This window comes from Haloarcula terrestris, assembly GCF_031624315.1.
Lineage (GTDB): Archaea > Halobacteriota > Halobacteria > Halobacteriales > Haloarculaceae > Haloarcula > Haloarcula terrestris.
In genome coordinates this window covers 150,958-166,443 of the sequence record NZ_JAMQOM010000004.1, presented here as the reverse complement: position 1 = coordinate 166,443, position 15,486 = coordinate 150,958, and the positions used below count along the sequence as shown (strand labels likewise).

At 64.5% G+C, this 15,486-nt stretch carries 17 protein-coding genes; 7 read left to right on the top strand and 10 right to left on the bottom strand.

The window, feature by feature from the left end:
* The first annotated feature begins 2 nt into the window (after positions 1-2).
* Positions 3-509, top strand: coding sequence for a GNAT family N-acetyltransferase (locus tag NDI54_RS11020; RefSeq protein ID WP_310896497.1), 507 nt, complete (start codon positions 3-5; stop codon positions 507-509).
* 220 nt (positions 510-729) lie between these two features.
* Positions 730-1,320, top strand: coding sequence for a hypothetical protein (locus tag NDI54_RS11015; RefSeq protein ID WP_310896496.1), 591 nt, complete (start codon positions 730-732; stop codon positions 1,318-1,320).
* A 335-nt stretch (positions 1,321-1,655) separates the two neighbouring features.
* Here the strand turns inward: NDI54_RS11015 and NDI54_RS11010 are convergent, their stop codons facing one another.
* Both NDI54_RS11010 and hisS read right to left on the bottom strand, forming a co-directional pair.
* Positions 1,656-2,078: an SHOCT domain-containing protein gene (locus NDI54_RS11010; protein WP_310896495.1), complete on the bottom strand. Its 423-nt coding sequence runs from the start codon at positions 2,076-2,078 to the stop codon at positions 1,656-1,658.
* Positions 2,079-2,139: 61 nt separating this feature from the next.
* Entirely contained in the window at positions 2,140-3,447 is a 1,308-nt protein-coding gene (hisS, locus tag NDI54_RS11005; protein ID WP_310896494.1) for a histidine--tRNA ligase, read from the bottom strand.
* A 296-nt stretch (positions 3,448-3,743) separates the two neighbouring features.
* Here hisS and NDI54_RS11000 point away from each other — a divergent pair, with 296 nt between their 5' ends.
* Positions 3,744-4,370 (top strand): RAD55 family ATPase, encoded by a 627-nt coding sequence (locus NDI54_RS11000; protein ID WP_310896493.1) that lies wholly within the window; start codon positions 3,744-3,746, stop codon positions 4,368-4,370.
* A gap of 37 nt (positions 4,371-4,407) precedes the next feature.
* Here the strand turns inward: NDI54_RS11000 and NDI54_RS10995 are convergent, their stop codons facing one another.
* The 4 genes from NDI54_RS10995 to NDI54_RS10980 all read right to left on the bottom strand — a co-directional run bounded on the left by NDI54_RS10995 (position 4,408) and on the right by NDI54_RS10980 (position 7,068).
* On the bottom strand, positions 4,408-5,025 hold the full coding sequence (locus tag NDI54_RS10995) for a DUF7411 family protein (protein ID WP_310896492.1): 618 nt from the start codon (positions 5,023-5,025) through the stop codon (positions 4,408-4,410).
* Positions 5,026-5,370, bottom strand: a complete 345-nt coding sequence (locus NDI54_RS10990; RefSeq protein WP_310896491.1) for a DNA-binding protein — start codon at positions 5,368-5,370, stop codon at positions 5,026-5,028.
* Between the two features lie 85 nt (positions 5,371-5,455).
* Complete coding sequence (locus NDI54_RS10985) at positions 5,456-5,917, bottom strand: 30S ribosomal protein S19e (protein WP_310896490.1); 462 nt, start codon at positions 5,915-5,917, stop codon at positions 5,456-5,458.
* 116 nt (positions 5,918-6,033) lie between these two features.
* The gene (locus tag NDI54_RS10980) at positions 6,034-7,068 is read right to left on the bottom strand and encodes a lysylphosphatidylglycerol synthase transmembrane domain-containing protein (RefSeq protein WP_310896489.1); all 1,035 of its coding nucleotides are present in this window, start codon (positions 7,066-7,068) and stop codon (positions 6,034-6,036) included.
* A 96-nt stretch (positions 7,069-7,164) separates the two neighbouring features.
* On the opposite strand from NDI54_RS10980, the gene thiL reads away from it, so the two are divergent.
* Complete coding sequence (gene thiL / locus NDI54_RS10975) at positions 7,165-8,031, top strand: thiamine-phosphate kinase (RefSeq protein ID WP_310896488.1); 867 nt, start codon at positions 7,165-7,167, stop codon at positions 8,029-8,031.
* Between the two features lie 29 nt (positions 8,032-8,060).
* Here thiL and NDI54_RS10970 read toward each other — a convergent pair whose 3' ends face one another.
* Both NDI54_RS10970 and NDI54_RS10965 read right to left on the bottom strand, forming a co-directional pair.
* Positions 8,061-9,305: a site-2 protease family protein gene (locus NDI54_RS10970; protein WP_310896487.1), complete on the bottom strand. Its 1,245-nt coding sequence runs from the start codon at positions 9,303-9,305 to the stop codon at positions 8,061-8,063.
* 95 nt (positions 9,306-9,400) lie between these two features.
* Positions 9,401-9,649: a DUF7123 family protein gene (locus NDI54_RS10965; RefSeq protein WP_004518404.1), complete on the bottom strand. Its 249-nt coding sequence runs from the start codon at positions 9,647-9,649 to the stop codon at positions 9,401-9,403.
* Positions 9,650-10,067: 418 nt separating this feature from the next.
* Here NDI54_RS10965 and pyrH point away from each other — a divergent pair, with 418 nt between their 5' ends.
* The gene (pyrH, locus tag NDI54_RS10960) at positions 10,068-10,754 is read left to right on the top strand and encodes a UMP kinase (protein WP_310896486.1); all 687 of its coding nucleotides are present in this window, start codon (positions 10,068-10,070) and stop codon (positions 10,752-10,754) included.
* Positions 10,755-12,392 carry a lysine--tRNA ligase gene (lysS, locus tag NDI54_RS10955; RefSeq protein WP_310896485.1) on the top strand — a complete coding sequence of 546 codons (1,638 nt, stop codon included), beginning with the start codon at positions 10,755-10,757 and terminating at the stop codon, positions 12,390-12,392.
* Between the two features lie 51 nt (positions 12,393-12,443).
* Here the strand turns inward: lysS and NDI54_RS10950 are convergent, their stop codons facing one another.
* On the bottom strand, positions 12,444-12,620 hold the full coding sequence (locus NDI54_RS10950; protein WP_310896484.1) for a hypothetical protein: 177 nt from the start codon (positions 12,618-12,620) through the stop codon (positions 12,444-12,446).
* Positions 12,621-12,693: 73 nt separating this feature from the next.
* The gene (locus NDI54_RS10945; protein ID WP_310896483.1) at positions 12,694-13,590 is read right to left on the bottom strand and encodes a universal stress protein; all 897 of its coding nucleotides are present in this window, start codon (positions 13,588-13,590) and stop codon (positions 12,694-12,696) included.
* A gap of 106 nt (positions 13,591-13,696) precedes the next feature.
* Here NDI54_RS10945 and NDI54_RS10940 point away from each other — a divergent pair, with 106 nt between their 5' ends.
* Positions 13,697-15,463 carry a site-2 protease family protein gene (locus tag NDI54_RS10940; protein ID WP_310896482.1) on the top strand — a complete coding sequence of 589 codons (1,767 nt, stop codon included), beginning with the start codon at positions 13,697-13,699 and terminating at the stop codon, positions 15,461-15,463.
* Positions 15,464-15,486 lie beyond the last annotated feature (23 nt).

Below are 15,486 nucleotides of genomic sequence, written 5' to 3'. Positions count from 1 at the left end.
ACATGTCCAACGCCGCCGCGGCGGATCACGACTTCCCCCGCCCGCCCGAAACGTTCACCGACCACGACGGGCGGACGGTGACAATCGAGGCCTACGACGGCGATATCGACCCGCTTGTGGAGATGTACGCCGACTTCGGGAACGACTCACGGTCACAGGGCGTCCCACCCCGGACCGAAGCGGACATCCGCGACTGGCTGCCGGACCTCGTCGAAAACGGCCTGAACGTCGTCGTCTGGCACGAAGGGGACGCCGTCGGCCACGCCGTCCTCGTCCCGTACCAAGACACCTCGGAACTGGCGATTTTTGTTCACCCGGACTACCAGTACGCCGGCATCGGCTCGCGGCTCATCCGCGTGCTGCTTGGCTACGGGCAGGAAAACGACCTCGAACGCGTCTGGCTCTCCGTCTCGAACACCAACCACGTCGCACGAGCGCTGTACGAGTCCGTCGGCTTCGAGACGGTTGCCAAGGAGCGCGTAGAGATGGAGATGGAGCGGGCACTCTAAGGGCGGAGGGAGTGAGCCGCACAGGTCTAAATAGAGTCCGCTCGAACAGCGCTGTATTGACCTCACTTTGCACCCGGAGACGCTAATCTGCGCGGGGTGTGGCCGCTTCCAAGACCGAGAGTATTTGAGCAATCAACTGGGGGCAACAGATGGTAACTGTTCGTGAGGACTATTTATCATCGTTCCGGTGGTTTATACCGAATAGACAGGAATCAGGGTCATGAGTGAAAGAACCGGTATGAGCGAGGATGAAATGCAGGCAGGTGAGACAACCGAGTCTGAGAACGAAGCCGAAGAGGAGCTACAGAGTGACAGGACAAAAGCTCCTTGCGTGGTCTGCGGCACTCGGACACGCCAGCGTGTGGACGGAACCCCTCTCTGTAGTAGTTCATGCGTGCCAAAGAATAAACGGGGGATGCTATTCAGACAGTATTCGAGCCTGCCGAACGGGGTGAAAAAACTCCCGTTAATAGTCCTGATAGGAATCGTCTCCATCATTGTATTGGGCACGATTGCTAATACCTCCCTTGCAGTGAATGCCGGCCTTACGGTAGCTGCATTCTACATCCTCCAACTGATTAGAAGCCCATATTCAGTAACTGATGTTGGAACGTACAATCGGACTGACTCGGTAACAAAGACGCTCTGGATAGACAAGTGCGTAATATGCGATACAAAGACAACAGACGGGGTAGAACGGGTAGCCACGACTGACCTTGTTATCTTCGGTGCTCATCTGATATGGAGTGTCGACGCACGCAACTATTACTGCATGGAACACGCAAAGGAGACGGGCACTGACGCCGTATAGGAGCACTACTGGCCAGTGTATCGGAAGTGGACTGACAGCTGATATCCTCCGCAAGAGTTTTTCACTCACCTTTTCGTCATCAGGGGTAGTACGAATGTCTGAACTGACGGGAACGGATATCGAGGGCACGGGCTACCTGCCGGCGACCGAGCAGGATGGCCGGCTGTGCGCCCGACCTCGGCGACGTAGTCGACCCGGGCCCCGACGACGTGCTTCTGTACGTCCGCCTGACTGACAGCGGTATCGAGGTCGTTAGCACGACGGGGTGAAACGAGAGTGGCCTGCGAGTCGTCGGCTGTGAGTCGGCTACGGCGACCGCGAACGACGGCCCACCGTCACTCGGTTTCGAGACTGAGTTCTCTGTCCGTCGCACGGGCCTCGTCCTCGGATTCGTCGTTCGCCGAGAGTGATTCGGTCTCCAGCAAGCGATCCAGCCGCCGTTCGAACTCGCTGTCGGTCAGTTCGCCGCGGGCGTAGCGCTCCCGGAGGCGGTCAACCGGGTCCACTGTCGATTCCGCTGGGTCGATCACAGTGGCTTCGTCCGTCTCTGTCCCGTCTTCCGGGGACTCGATCATCGGAAGTTCCGAACCCAGCAGGGCGACGAGCGGGGCCAGGATGAACCAGCCGAGGATGATCGACACCGGTGCGAGCACGTTACCGAGGCCGGCCGCACCGCCGAGCATGGCGACGCCCGTCGAAACGATCACGATAACCGCGACAAGCTTCCACCTCGGGAGGGCGATGGAGGGGAGCTGCATGTCGAACAATCAACACGGCGGTCGCAAAAAGTTACTGTCGTGGACCGGCCGCTCGGCCACGCTATTCGGTGAAGTCCTCGAACGTCGGCCGGTCGTGATCGCCCGGGAACGCCGACAGCGGGACGCTGACCTGCTCGCCGTCGTCCATCTCCTTGAGCGTCACCTCGTCGTTTGCCAGGTCCTGCTCGCCGACGATAACGACCGTCTCGGCGTTGATGCCGTCGGCGTAGCCCATCTGTGCGCCAAAGGAGCGGTCGGCAACGTCGCTCTCGACGACGTGGCCCCGCTCGCGCAGGTCCCGGGCGATGCGGGCCGCAGTCGGACGCGTGTCGCCGACCTGCAGGACGTAGTAATCCGTCGATAGCTCCTCGGCGGGCCAGACACCGGCGCGCTGGCAGAGGAGCTGGAGCGTTGCGTGGCCGGGCGCGAACCCGACGGCCGGCGTCGGCTGGCCGCCGAAACCCTCGATGAGGTCGTCGTAGCGGCCGCCGCCAAAGACCGAGCGCGAGACTTCGCCCGTCGAGTCGAAGCACTCGAAGACGACGCCGGTGTAGTAGTCCAGCCCGCGGGCGGTCGTCAGCGAGACGGTGAGGTACTCGCGCACGCCGAAGTCCTCAGCGGCATCGAGCACCGCCTGGAGGTTGTCGGTCGCCGCCCGAACGTCGTCGGAGCCGGTGAGGTCCGCCAGCGTGTCGATCTCCTCGGCGTCGATCTGCAGCATCTCGTCGAACTTGTCGGCCTGGCCGTAGTTGAGCCCCGCCTCCACGAGCGCATCGAGGTACTCGTCGTGGTCGATCTTCGCCCGCTTATCGACCGCACGGATGGCCTCGGGCACGTCCACGTCGGCCCCGAACGACTCCAGTACGCCCGCGAGGATATCCCGGTGGGAGACGCGGATCTCGAAGTCCTCGCCGGTCAGCCCGAGGTCGGTGAGCATCTCCACAGCGACGGCCAGGATCTCGGCGTCGGCCGTCGGCTCCGCCGACCCGAAGATGTCGACGTTGGTCTGGTAGAACTCCCGGAACCGGCCCTGCTGTGGTTCTTCGTAGCGCCAGAACGGCCGCGTCGAAACCCACTTGATGGGCTTTGAGAGTTCCTGTTGCTTGGCGACGAACATCCGCGCGACGGTCGGCGTCAGCTCCGGCGTGAGCGCGACCTCGCGGCCGCCCTTGTCCTCGAAACTGTACAGTTCCTCGACGATCTCCTCGCCGCTCTTGTCGACGTACATCTCGGTCGGTTCGAGGGCCGGCGTGCCGATCTCCCGGAAGCCGTACCGCTGTGCTACGTCCTCCAGCGTGTCCATGGCCCACCGCCGAGCCTGCATCTCCTCGGGGTAGAAATCGCGAAAGCCCTTGACGGAGTCGTACATACCCGCGCCTACAGCGAGCGCGCGCTTGAACCTGTTCGTTCACGCCGGACATGATCCTCGAACCGCGCGCCGGTATCTACCGGTAGAGAGTTACTAAAACACGGAACCACTGCGTGTTTCGCGGACAGTCTGTCCAGAACAGGAATGTCGGCCACCACACGCTGGTGTCGATGGCGATAAAGGCCGGCTATAGGACGGTCGAGCCGCGTTAGAGAACCGACAACAAAGGGAGACCCTCACGGGTGTGTCCGTATGGGACAGGTACTGAGCCGGTGGACACTCCGAGGGGTGAGACAGTGACACAGCGATTCGAGACGGGGGTTCGAGCGCTCGACCGGAAGCTCGACGGCGGTATCCCGGCCGGTAGCCTCGTCACGCTACTCGCCGAACCGGCGAGTCAAGCGGAACTGTTCCTCTCCAAGTTCGTCGCCCAGCAGGACACGATGTATCTCTCCGGCGAACAGGCACCGACCACGATCACGTCGACGCTACGGACCCACAGGGAAACCTACGACGACCTCACAGTCAGCCAACTGGACCGGAAAGCGCCAGTCAGCGACGCACTCACCCATATCGAGGAACTCACAAGCGAATCACTGCTCGTCATCGACCCCGTCGAACCGTTGGAACGGGCCGACACCGGAGAGTTTCGAGCCTGCCTCGAAACGCTGCAAGCCAAGCTCGCACAGACCGATAGCGTCGCGGTCCTGTACGCGCTCAAATACGACGCCACGCCACCACAGCGCCACCGGACGGAGTACACGAGCGACATCGTGTTCGACCTCGAAACGGAACGTAGCGCGGACGCCCTTGAGAACAGGCTCTTCGTCCCGAAGTTCCGCGGCGGCCGAGCGCTCACTGAACCGCTGTGTCTCGATATTACGGACCGGATCAGCGTGGACACCAGCCGGGACATCGCTTAGTCTGTAGAACACGCTCACAAGACCCGCACGCCGACGGCTACCGCAAGCCACGCACCCGGGACTGCGTATGCTCGGGGAACACGTCAGCCACAGCGCCCTCGCCGTAGCGCTCCCGCAACAATTCGCGCAGTTCGACCTCGTAGTCAGCCTTTGGAATCTCTGCACTGGGGCCGCTCTCGACAACCAATCGGTCGGCGGCCATCGCATCGATAGCGCCACGGCCGATACCGGCCAGCGGCGCGAGGTAGTCCACGTCCAAGCGATCCTCGACGCTCTGGGCGAGCGGGCGCTCGATAGTCGGGACCCGGTCGTCGCGGCGGGTGCCGTCGGCGACGGCTGCAAGCGAGTCGCTGCCGTCGGCCTCGGCGATCCAGTCGCCGCGGGCAACGGTTTCGACGGCGTGTTCGTGGACCTGCTGGATGCCGTTGCGAGGGTAACCGTCGTCGTGCATCCGCTCGACGGCCTCACTGGCCACGTCCGGGTCCAGGTCGACTGTCTCGTGACCGAAGCCGACGGCCGACGCGCTCTCCCGAGCGGGGTCGGTGTCACGGACGCCGAAGGTGCCGCTGACGAGTGTCACATTATAAAAGGGGTCGAGCAGGAGCGCCGCCAGCGTCGAGTCCTTGCCGCCGCTGTACAACAGGGCACACTCCATCTACCGGCGCTTGATGTCGAAGCTCTTGGAGTCGGGCGTCAGTTCCGAGAGGAGTTCCTTCATCTGGTCCTCGTCGATCTGGCCCTGGACGCGGCCGCTCTGGGCCAGCGCCACGACCTGCTGTTCGATTTGCTCGCCGACCTGCGGCTTCGACATCTTGACCGTGTTGAGCCGCTTGCGCGCGCCGTCGGTGAGGTTCTGTTTCAGCACGGCCTGCTTCTGGGCGTCGGCCTGCTGCTGGGCCGCTTCCTGTGCCTCGCCCTCGTCGCCCTGCTGTTCCTTGAGCTGTTCCATCTTCTTCTTGCGGAGTTCTTCGAGTTCCTCCTCGCTGGGGTCGCCACTCATAGTTGTCTGAACGTACTGGAGTCGGTCGGAAAACGATTTCGGAGCGGTCGCTGACGGGTCTCGAAAACGGAATAAAAGTCCTCAGTCAGGCGTAGCGTTCGAGCTCCGGGCGGTCCATCTCCGTCAGAAGGTCACCCGCAGTGTCATCGAGAAGGCTGCGGCCCTCGCCGGTGACGCGGCGGCCGTCGTTCTCGCTGGTCTCGACGTAGCCGGCGTCTTCGAGCTGCTGGAGCGCGGTCCGGATGATGTTGCCTGAGCCCTTGGTCTTGTGATGTGGGCGGACGCGGTAGCGGGTCGTGCCCTGCTTCGAGGTCCCGTACTCCGAGCGGAGGGCGTTGACGCCGACGGGACCGTCGACAGCGACCTTTCGGAGGAGGCTGGCGGCGCGTCGCGCCCAGAAGTCCTCCTGCTCGGGTGGGAGTTCGCGGTCGACACCGGTCTTGGTGTATTCGGCCCAGTCCGGGGCTTCGATGTCGTCTTCGTCTGCGAGCGTCTCCGTGAGTGCCTCGATGAGTTCCTCGGGGGGAACGTCGTAGAGTGTAGCCATTGCAGATTCCTTTCCGTCGCCGTCATTTAAACGCGTCGTTCGCAGTCGGCGGGCGTGAACCGTTCACTCGCCCGCAGGGCAGCAATGATGCCATCCACCGTCAGCTTGGCCGGGCGTCATTCCTCCGGCGAGGCGGCCCGGTCCACGCCGAGGGCTGCGGCGACGCCGCCACCGATAATCGTCGGCAAGAGATAGCTCCCGACACGGTGGATCAACACCCCCGACGTGGCGACGGCAGCGGAAATCGGTGCCGTCGAGACCAGCAGCGTCACGAGAACCGTCTCGATAGCGCCGGAGCCGCCGGGGAGCGGCACGACGCTGGCGATGCTGGCGACGGGGACGACGAGCAGAACAATCTCGGCGCTGACCGGTGCCCCGACGGCGTACAGCGAGGTCCACAGCGACGCCGACAGGCAGGCCCAGCCAAACGCCGACAGCCCGAAGGTCTGAAGCACCGTCCGGCGGTCGGTCGCGATGCGTTCGATGGCCGAAAAGAACCCCTCGATTCGTGCCTCGATACTGGCTGTGGACGGCGGTGACCATCGAGGAACGACTTTCGACACCGTTGCGAGAGCCGGTGCCACGCCGCGGATGACAGCCGTCTGAATTCGGTACCGGTGTCGCCAGCCCAGAACGGCAGCAATCGGGATCCCGACCGCGAGCACTGCCACGGCGACGGCGGCGAACGCGAGGTTCCGGGTCAGTTGGACCGCACCAGCGGCGACGAACGTGAAGCCGATGACCGCGTACCCGACCGACGGCAGGAAGTGGACTGTGTCGACGGTAGCGATGGCCGCCAGCCCGGTTTCGTACTCGGTGTCGGCGGCCGCGGAGATGAGCAGTGCGCTCAGTGGCTCGCCACCGGCCTGACCGAAGGGCGTGACGTTGTTCGAGAACACGGCGGCGACGAACACGAGAACGGCCGTGAGTGGCGACATCGGCGCGCCGAGGGCCTGCAGGACCGTCCACAGCGCCAGCCCCCACGAGACGAGCCAGAGCATGGCGATGCCCGCGACGGCCAGCAGGGCCACCGGGTCGGCCGTCGTGAGCGCGTCCAGCGTCTCGTCGATGCCGACGAGCCAGACCAGCCCCGCGAGGACGGCGAGCGTCGCCGCGAACCCGACGACCGTCGCCACCCGGTTCCCATCCATGTGGATGGCATTGGCAGTCTCCGGTTTCAACCCACCGACCCTGACCCGTCGGCCGATACCCCCGAGGGTTTTGGCCCGGGGCACCGACGACCGGGTATGGACGAGCGGGCTGCACTCGCCGACCTCGCCGACCGGCTGCCCGACGCGGGCGACGACTGCGCCGTCGTGGACGGGCAGGTCATCACGACCGACATGCTCCACGAGCGGACGGACTTCCCGGCGGGGACGACCCGCTACACGGCCGGCTGGCGAGCCGTCGGGGCGTCGCTGTCGGACGTGGCCGCGATGGGGGCCGACGCGACCGCCGCGGTGGCCGCCTACGGCGCACCGACGTTCGAAGCGGACGAACTCATGGCGTTCCTCGACGGCGCACAGGACGTGTGCCACGCGGTCGGCGCTGAGTACGTGGGCGGCGACCTGGACAGCCACGACGAGTTCACCGTCGCCACGACGGCCATCGGCATGGCGGCCGATCCGGTCCGTCGTTCGGGCGCGTCGCCCGGCGACGCGGTCTGTGTCACCGGCACGCTCGGCCGGTCAGCCGCCGCGCTCGAACTGTTCGACCGGGGCGACACAGCCCGAGCGAACGAGCTGTTTCAGTTCGAACCACGCGTGCGTGCAGGCGTCGCGCTCCGGTCACACGCGACGGCGATGATGGATTCGAGCGACGGTCTGGCCCGCTCGCTCCATCAGTTGGCCGAGGCTAGCGGCTGTGGGTTCGCCATCGAAGCGCCGCTGCCCATCGACACACAGGTCGACGCGGTCACAGAGACCGAACAGGAGCGCAGAGAGTTTGGCGTGTTCTTCGGCGAGGACTTCGAACTGGTCTGTACGCTGCCCGAATCGGTTGTTTCAGAGGCCAAAGAGGCTGTGCCGTGCCAACTGCATCGTGTCGGAACGGCCACCGAGCGCGGCGTGACGCTTGACGGCGAGACGCTTCCAGACCGGGGTTACTCACACTGAGAGCGGTCTCGGGGCGTGTGAACTGACGGTTATATCGCGCTGATCTCGAACGGAACCGGCGTGAAACAGGCCAGTCCTAGCAGGAGCGTGAACAACCCGAGGAGCCGCCGCTGGCGGTCCAGCGCCGCATCTACGGTCGGTCTCGCGGGACCCGCATACGCGAGCCCGGTGGCGAACAGGCCCCAGAACACCCACAGCCCCCAGACGCCGAAGCCGACCGGCGGCGGGTCCCGGGTGAAATACAGGTAGCCGGCGAGGGCAAACAGCGCGCCCGGAACCGCGGCGGCGACGGTCTCCTGACGCTGGCCGACGATGGCCCGGACGATGTGACCACCGTCGAGTTGGCCGACCGGCAGCAGGTTCAGGAACGTGAAGAACATCCCGGCCCAGCCGGCGAACACGATCGGATGGACCGATTCGCCGGGGCCGATCTCGGTTCCCAGTCCCAGCGCGTTCACCAGCCCCTCTAACGCCTGAAACAGCAGCGGATAATTGAACGTGATGATGACGCCGGTGTCGCTGTTTGCCACGCGTTCCGGGACCGTAATCGGGTCTATCGAGAGGCCGATGACGGTGACGACCGTCGTGGCGACAAGTCCGGCGAGCGGGCCGGCCACGCCGATGTCGAACAGCGCGGTCCGGTCGGGAATACGCCCGCGGATGTTGATGACCGCCCCCATCGTCCCCAGGTACGACGGAAACGGAATAAAGTAGGGCAGCGTCACGTCGACGCCGTGGTAGCGGGCGGCGGCGTAGTGGCCAAGTTCGTGGATGCCCAGTACGCCGAGCATGGCGACGACAAACGGCCAGGCCTCGAAGATCCGAAGCGGGTTCTCGGCAACTGGGATGTAGTACCAGGCGCTCGCCCCGACGTACAGCGTGGACGCAATAGTGGCCAATAGAAGGCCGATGTTGAGCCACGGGACGCCCCCGGTGTCCGTGTCAATCGGTTCTGCAACCAGTTCGTACTGGTCCGGGCGTGTGTTGGGCGACCCGCCGGGGACAGAAATCGAACCATCGACGCTCGGTCCCTCGACGGCAGTACCGCCATTGCTCGCAGCAGTCACACCAGCGGACTCGGAGCCGAGGCCTTCGAGTCGAACGTCGTACCCCCGCTGTCGGAACACCGGTCGGAGTTGCTCGACGACCGCATCCGGCGGCACCAACGGGTCCCCGACGTACCGGACAGTCTGACCCGTCTGCTGGACTGTCGACACGGCAAACGCGCCGGCCAGTTGGTCCGGGGACGGGGGGTCACCAGCGGGGCCACTCATCGACTGTTCGTAACGGATGGGGGCACAAATACTCCGCGAACGGACACACCGCTATCGGATGGGATAGCGGAAAACGGATCACGGGGACCAATCCACTACGCCGGCTCGATGCGCCAGGTGGTCGCGCTCGTGTACGACCACTTCTCGACGTTGATCTCGGACGCGCTGTCTTTGAGTTTGACCATCAGGGCACCGATCTCCTTCGGAGAGAGACCGACTTCGTCAGCGATGAACTTGCTCTTGAAATACATCTCACCGTCACTTGCCTTCTCTGCGAGGAACGACTTCAGTCGCTCTTCTTTGGAGGGCTCTTCCTCGCCGGAGGGCGTTGCAGTAGCGCTCATCTTTGTCACCTCACTCTCCCGTAACCCCGCCGGGAGTATATAAAGGAAGGAACCTTCAGGTCACTTCGGTCACTTTCAGGACAAATCGAGCTAAAACGGATTTTTTACTATCGTTTGAGATATCTTTAGACATTTTATAGAGCGTTTTAAGACTGTATCACTGATCTCTGTGTGGGGTGTTTTGAACAGTCTGTGAAAGAGGAATATCACCTTCTGTGACGGCAATAAACGGGTATTTTTGCCGATATTTCGAGGCGTCGTCAGACGTACGTCAGCGCGTCCGGCACGCGTCAGACAGCCAATTCAGTTGGTATCTGGTCGGCACCAGCCGCCATGAGTCACAACAGCGGCCACCCAGAGAGGCGACAGCCAGTGGCCTTGACAACCCTTAAGAGTGCATCGCGGTTACGGCGGGCTAATGAAAGTCGTCGTCTCCATTGGCGGAAGCGTACTGGCCCCGGACCTCGACGCGGACCGGGTCGCCGACTACGCCGACGCCATCCAGTCACTCGATGCACAGGGGCACACGCTCGGGACCGTCGTCGGCGGCGGCCCGACCGCACGGGATTACATCGGGAGCGCCCGCGACCTCGGCGCAAACGAGATCGAACTCGACCAGCTCGGCATCGCAGTTACGCGGTTGAACGGCCGCCTACTCATCGCTGCCCTGGACGACCGCGCGGCACCAACGCCCGCCGAGAGCTACGACGAGGGCCGGGAAGCCATCCGGCGCGGGGACATCCCCGTTCTCGGCGGTATCGTCGCCGCACAGACCACCGACGCCGTGGCGGCCGCGTTCGCTGAGTACGTCGGCGCGGACCTGCTCGTCTATGCCACGTCGGTTCCGGGCGTCTACGACGCCGACCCGAACGAGGACGACGACGCAACACGGTTCGACGAACTCAGCGCAAGCGAACTCGTCGACGTGATCGCCGATATGGAGATGAACGCCGGCAGCAGCGCCCCCGTCGATCTGCTCGCTGCGAAGATCATCCAGCGGTCCGGCATCCGGACGGTAGTGCTGGACGGGTCTGACCCCGAACGCGTCGTGCGCGCGGTCGAAGACGGCGAGTTCGACGGGTCCGAGATCATCCCGGGGGCGTAGATGGCGGAAGATCCCTATGAGGTCGGCCGCGGCGGCAGCCGGGCGTTCTGGGCCGACTCCGTCGCCGACGCAATCGAGGCGCGCGAGCCCGACGAGCCGATTGTCATCAAAGGCGGCGTCTCCCCCTCGGGCGTCCCTCACATCGGCCACTTCAACGAGATCATGCGGGGCTACTACGTCGCCGAGGCTCTGCGAGACCGCGGTCACGAGGTCAGGCAGGTGTTCACCGCCGACGACAAGGACCGGCTGCGGGCGGTCCCCCGCCAGCTCGCCGACCTCAACTGGAACGTCGTCGGCCTCGGCGAGGTCGACGCCGGGGCGCTCGGCCGGAACCTCGGCAAGCCGTACACGGACATCCCGGACCCCTTCGGCTGCTGTGACTCCTACGGCGCACACTTCACGACGCTCCTGCGGAAAAGCGCCGAACTGGTCGGCGTCGACGTGGAGTTCGTCTCGAACACCGAGCTGTACGCCGACGGCGAGTTCGAACCCGTGACCCGGCGCGTCCTCGAACGCGCCGACCGCGCCCGCGACGTGCTCGCGAAGTACCAGAACAAGGTCGATGACGACTACGTCCCCTTCCTGCCCCAGTGTGCCAACTGCGGGAAGATTACCGAGGGCGTCACAGCGGTCGACCTCGACGCCGGCGAAGTCGAGTACGTCTGTGAAGATGTCGAAGCCGGCGACCAGACCATCGAGGGCTGTGGCCACGAGGGAACGGCGACGCTCCGGGATGGGAAGCTCCCGTGGCGCTTCGAGTGGCCCGCCCAGTGGGAGATTCTCGGCGTCGACTTCGAGCCGTTCGGCAAGGACCACGCCGAGGGGTCCTGGCCCTCCGGCGAGGACGTGGCCGAAAACGTGCTGGACATCCAGCCGCCGGTTCCGATGGTGTACGAGTGGTTTACGCTCGACGGCGAACCGCTCTCCTCCTCGTCGGGCAACGTCATCACCGTCGACGAGGTGCTGGATATCCTCGAACCGGAGGTGTTCAAGTACTTCTTCGTGAAGGACCCACGGAAGCAGCGGGACTTCTCCGTCGAGAACGTCGACCAGCTCGTCGACGAGTTCGACCGGTTCGAACGGCGGTACTTCGGGGAGGCAGACGGAAGCGAAGACGAGATGGAACTCGCCGAGCGGGCCTATCCGATGGTCGTCGAGGAGCCACGCGAGGAACGTGTTCGGATTCCCTACACGTTCGCGGCCGTACTCGGGATGACCGACGACCCAGAGGTTCGGGAACAGATCGCCCGGAAGGAGGGCCACATCCCGGACGACGCCCCAGAGTGGGCCGTCGAGCAGGCGCTTGCCCGGGTCGAGCGCGCCCAGGAATGGGCCAGCCTGACGAACAACGAGTTCAACTACGAACTCAAACGGACGGAGATGCCCGACGTGTCCTTCGACGACGCGACGGCGGCCGCACTGGACGAGCTGGCCGATTTCATCGCCGAGGGCCACGACGGCGAGGCGATTCAGGCCGAGATCTACGAGACGGCAAAGCGAAACGACATCGATATCGGCGAGTTCTTCTCTGCCGGCTACCGGCTGCTGTTCGACGACACCGAAGGCCCACAGCTCGGGACCTTTATCGCGAAACTCGACCGGGAGTTCGTCGTCGAGCGCTTCCGCCGAAACGAGTAACGTCTGAGTAAGGCGGGCTTACTCGGCATAAAACAACATAAACCGTTCCGATCAGTGAGACTGTTCCTGCGTGTCGATCCGCTCGAACATCGGACCGAGTCGCTCCTCATAACATGGGCGGCAGACGTACGCGTCGAGTACGCCGGCCTCGCTGTGCGTGTGAATCACGGTATGGACTGTCGCGTCAAACGGGACCGTCTCGCCGCAGATACCACAGGTTTCTGGCATTGCCGGACACGTGTTTGCGGTACGTTCTCACAGTACATAGAACGGGCGGTTCGTACAGCGACACCAGTTCGTCTCAGGGAGCGCGCGGGACCACGAGCACGGGCACGTCGATGGTCCGGAGCAGTTGCGACGTGACGCTGCCCAACAACTGGCGTTTCAGGTTCGAGCGGCCGTGTGACCCCATCACGACGAGGTCGATGTCGTGATCGGCGACGTACTCGCGGATGCCGACGGCCACGCCGTCAAACGAGTCAGTCCGTGTCACCGCGGTTTCAATCGCCACAGCAGGAGCCGTCGTTTCGAGGTCGGCGGCGGCCGAATCAACGGCTTCGCGCCCGCTTTCCTCCAGCCGTTCGACGAACGTTTCGTTCAGTCCGCCGGCGTTGAACGTCCCGCCGGCGGCCTGGATGTCGACGACGTTGAGGACGTGTACCGTCGCGCCGTACTGCTCCGCTACTGCCCCACTGTGTCGCGTCGCCGTTTCGGCGTTCGTGCTGCCGTCAGTCGGGACGAGTATCCGCGAGTACTCGAACGCGTCCGCGTCCGACTGTCTCCCGCCCGAGACAACGAGTACGGGCACCGAAGTGCGGTGTAACAGCTGTTCGGTGACGCCGCCGAGAAGTCGCTTCCCGAGGCCCGTCATCCCCTGTCGACCGAGGACGATGAGGGACGCGTCGGTCTCCCGGGCGTACTCGTCTATCCGGACGCTCGGTTTCCCTTTGAGCAGTTCCGTCGTGACGGGGTGGCCGATATCGGCGGCGAGCGATTCGATCTCACCCAGGACCGACTCGCCGTGGTCACGGAGTCGGTCGCGCTCGCGGTCCGTCCGCGTGAGTCTGCGCGCTCGCCCATCGACGACGTAGACCGCCTCGACGGTCGCATCGAAGTCCCGGGCCAGTTCGAGGGTGCGACGCGCGGCCGCCGTGGACTCGTCGCTCCCGTCAACGGGAAGCAGGATATGGTCGTACATTGTGTGTCGGTTTGACGCCCGGTCACTTCACCGTTGGCCGCCGGGAGACGGCGGCGGTGTATCCCAAACCAAACCCTCTTGCTTGGCTAAACCTAGGTCCGAGTAAATGGTGAGTACGCTGACGTGGGTCCTCGCGGGCCTTGTCGCCTACACCCTCCTCGCGATGGCGCTCCGGACCCGCGGCGTCATCCCCGAGTATATTCGTTTTAGCGGCCCGATTACGACGATCCACACCCAGAAGGGGAAAGCAGTACTGAACTGGCTGGCCCGGCCCAAACGGTTCTGGCGGGCCTGGGGCAATCTCGGCGTCGGGTTCGGCCTCGTGGTGATGGTCGGCTCGTTCCTCCTCGTTGCACTCGGTGCCTACCAGGCGCTCGTCAACCCACAGCCCTCCGCGCTGAACGAACCCCGGAACGCGCTGGCGATTCCCGGCGTCAACGACTTCCTCCCGCTGTCTGTCGCGCCCGAAATCGTCCTCGGTTTGCTACTCGGCCTCGTCGTCCACGAGGGTGGGCACGGACTGTTCTGCCGCGTCGAGGACATCAGCATCGAATCGATGGGGCTTGCCCTGCTGGCGATCATCCCCATCGGCGCGTTCGTCGAACCCGACGAGGACGAACTGCTGCGCTCCGACCGCGGCGCGCAGGTCCGGATGTACACGGCCGGCGTGACCAACAACTTCGCGCTCGCGATCATCACGCTCCTGTTGCTGTTCGGGCCAGTCGCCGGCGCTGTCGCCGTCGTCGACGGCGTCCCGGTCGGGAGTCCGATCAACGGAACCCCCGCCGCCGAGGCGGGTATCCAGTCGGGTGATGTCATCACGGCGGTCGACGGGCAACCGGTGAATAGCAGCCAGGAACTCGAATCGGTACTGGCCGAAAACGATGCCCAGACCGTCGAGGTAGCCCGTAAAGACGCCGATACGGTCGCTGTCGAGCGATCCGTCGTCGTCTCGGCGGCCCTTCAGAGCGCGCCGCTGGGAACCGGTGAGACGATTGTCTCGGTCAACGGGACCGCGGTAGCTACTAGTAGTGGGTTCGAACAGGCGGCCCGAAACCACCCCGTTGCGACGCTCGAAACCGAGTCAGGGGAGACCGTCACGACTCCGCTCGGCGCGTACGTGCTGGTGGCCGAAGATGGCCCGCTCGCGAGCGAAGGGGCACCGAGCGGCGAGGGCATGATACTCACCGAAGTCAACGGGGAGCGAACCCACAGCGGAACGGCGCTGATGCAGGCGCTTGAGGGCGGCGAACCCGGTGACCAGGTGACGATCATCGGCTACGTCGACGGCGAGCGCGAGACCTACGAGGTGACCATGGCCGAGAGCGGGCAGGTGGACAACGGTATCATCGGCGTCAGCATCCAGCAGGGTATCAGCGGCATCCAGGTCAGCGACTTCGGCATCGACGCCTACCCCGCCGCCGCGTTCCTCGAGTTCCTCGGCGGCTCGCCCGAGACTCCCACGTCAGTCTCGGAGTTCTCGTTCGCCCAGCGGATTTTCAGCACGCTCCTGCTCCCGTTCATCGGCGTCGCCGGCGGCTTCGGCTACAACTTCGCCGGCTTCACCGGGATCGCAACGAACTTCTACACGGTCCAGGGCCCGCTCGGGGCGCTGGGAGCGACACCGGTGTTCCTGCTTGCGAACGTCCTGTTCTGGACCGGCTGGATCAACCTCGTCATCGGTCAGTTCAATCTCATCCCGACGTTCCCCCTCGACGGCGGCCACATCCTCCGGGCCGCGACCGAGTCGTTCGTCTCGCGGCTCCCCGTCTCGGACGGACGACGGGTGACGACGGCCGTCTCCATCGCGATCACGGTGTCGATGATCAGCGGCCTCCTGTTGATGGTGTTCGGCCCGCGGCTGCTGACCTGAGGACGGGGTTTCGTTACCCATTT